The following is a 1,430-nucleotide window of genomic DNA, read 5'->3' as shown; positions in this document are numbered from 1 at the left end:
TGTCGGCCAGGTCGGAGTGATATAATCGCTTTGGAGGTGTTGTTCTTGGACATAGGGAAGATAGTACGGGCACTGGTAGATAGGCCTCTTCAACGTGAAGAAAATCACAGTCTTATCAACCGTCGTAAAGAGATTCGATCTCTCGAGCTTCTCATAAAATATCAGCCTTTCGGCATATTTGGCATTTCTGGAGAAACTGGAATAGGAAAGACTACCGTGCTGAACGTTCTTGATTCCGGAAATATAAAGAAGCTGAGTGTTTCGTTGATCCACAGGGACAATCGGGAAACGATTCTTTACGACCTGCTTTTTAGCCTGTCCAACGTGCTCAAAAAGGACTCTTCCGGCAAAGTGAGCGCTACCGCGAAAGGAACGGAAGAATGGATCGTCGAGCAAGTCTCGATTATAAAGGGCGCATCGTTGGGAGTCTCTCTCTTCGGAAGCGGCGGAGTCAGCATTGAGAAGCAGAAAATGCCGAGATTCAACGTTTTTGCCGCTCATGAAAAACTGCGAACTCTACTCGAGACACTGGTCATGAACTACGGCAAGGTTCTACTGGTAATAGATGAACTTGATAAAGAAAGCAAGCAGGATGTCATTAGTGTTCTCGATTCTTTGAAGCTTGAACTACAACAGGACAAATTGATGGTATTGTTTTCGTTGCCCTACGGTATTTACAGGGACTACAGACAGGACAGGATGAAATGGAACGAATCGGGCAATCTTGAGAACGTGATAAAGGATGTAGTATTCCTGAGTGAGCTGACGGATTCGGATATAAAGGAGCTGCTTCTTAAGCGTCTTGGCAACCTCACTTCATGGTTCAGACCGGAATCACTGGAACCGATCGTTAGCTTCGCTGACGGTAATCCGCGGGATGCACTCTGGATAGCTCAGAAAGTGGTTTTCGATAATGCAGGTGCGAAGTTCATATCTGTAAGCGACGCAAACGAATCGGTAAAGAAGATAGTAAGAGAATACATGGGAGATCTGGCACTCACAGAAATTCAGAGAAGAACACTGAAAGTGGCATCGGACTTCTCTGGAAATAAAGAAGAACTACTCGATCTATTGAAAAGCAATGCAATCAAAAGAACGACCTCCTATTCCACAATCGAAAGACTTACTGCATTAGGGTTGCTGATTGAAAGAAACGGAACATACAGAATATCTGGAAAAGCAAAAGTCTTTTTGAACATCTCCCAGTGAAAACTGTCGGAGCAGTCCAGAATTTGACGGACTTGTCGGCCAGGTCGGAGTGATAAAATCTCTGTGCAGGCACTGTCTTCCAGTAATCCTCTTATACGGGATCTCGTTTCTTGAGACTCTAGAAGGAGCTTTTAGTTCTTATCGGAGGATGGTGGACCTTTAACGGTCACCGTGCTTCTCCATCGCACAGCGTTTCTTATCCAAGCGGTTCTTTTTGCCCG

1 protein-coding gene is annotated in these 1,430 nt (G+C 45.1%); it reads left to right on the top strand.

The genetic code is table 11. The annotated features are described in order from the left end of the window. Nucleotides 1-1,209 (top strand): P-loop NTPase fold protein (locus BG32_RS05355; protein ID WP_259459537.1); only part of this gene is annotated, 1,209 nt, incomplete at its 5' end. Between the last annotated feature and the right edge of the window lie 221 nt (nt 1,210-1,430).

The organism is Mesotoga sp. HF07.pep.5.2.highcov, from assembly GCF_003666285.1.
Taxonomy (GTDB): domain Bacteria; phylum Thermotogota; class Thermotogae; order Petrotogales; family Kosmotogaceae; genus Mesotoga; species Mesotoga prima.
This window is presented reverse-complemented; position numbering and strand designations above follow the sequence as displayed.